We start from the raw sequence: 553 nt of genomic DNA on the forward strand, positions 1-553 counted from the left end.
AATGAACACATCCACCAGCGAAGCTGGTGGTTGTCACTATGCGGGCATAGCCCTTTGTTCCTCGCGGACGCGTGCAACGCGTAATACGATCTGCCAACTGCGTGAGGACTGCTACTTGCCGCCCGTAAACGGGCTGTTAGATGGGATTCTCAGTTGTTCTCCCATCTCGTCCTCTTTTAGTTGGTTCCTCACATACTCCGCAATTCGGCTCTCATTTTTCCCGACTGTGTCCACATAGTACCCTCTGCACCAAAATTCTCGGTTCCGATATTTGTATTTCAGCTCGCCGAATTGCTCATACAGCATTGTACTGCTCTTCCCTTTCAGATACCCCATAAAGTGCGATACTGATAGTTTCGGTGGTATCTCTACAAACAGGTGAATATGGTTCGGGCACCCTTCCGCTTCTATGATCTTTACCCCTTTCCACTCGCACAACTGCCGCAGTATTTTTCCTATTGCCGCTTTCTTTTCTCTGTAAAATACCTTCCTGCGGTACTTCGGCGCAAATACAATATGATATTTGCAATTCCATCGTGTATGAGATAAACTA

1 protein-coding gene is annotated in these 553 nt (G+C 47.2%); it reads right to left on the reverse strand.

Features of this window, described 5'->3' with window-relative positions:
- Window positions 1–111: 111 nt before the first annotated feature.
- Window positions 112–553, reverse strand: a 442-nt coding sequence (tnpA, locus tag WHJ28_RS16445; protein WP_340043094.1) for an IS200/IS605 family transposase, incomplete at its 5' end; no start/stop codon positions are given.

Origin of the sequence: Flavonifractor porci, assembly GCF_037572415.1 — a bacterium.
GTDB classification, from domain to species: Bacteria; Bacillota; Clostridia; order Oscillospirales; family Oscillospiraceae; genus Flavonifractor; species Flavonifractor porci.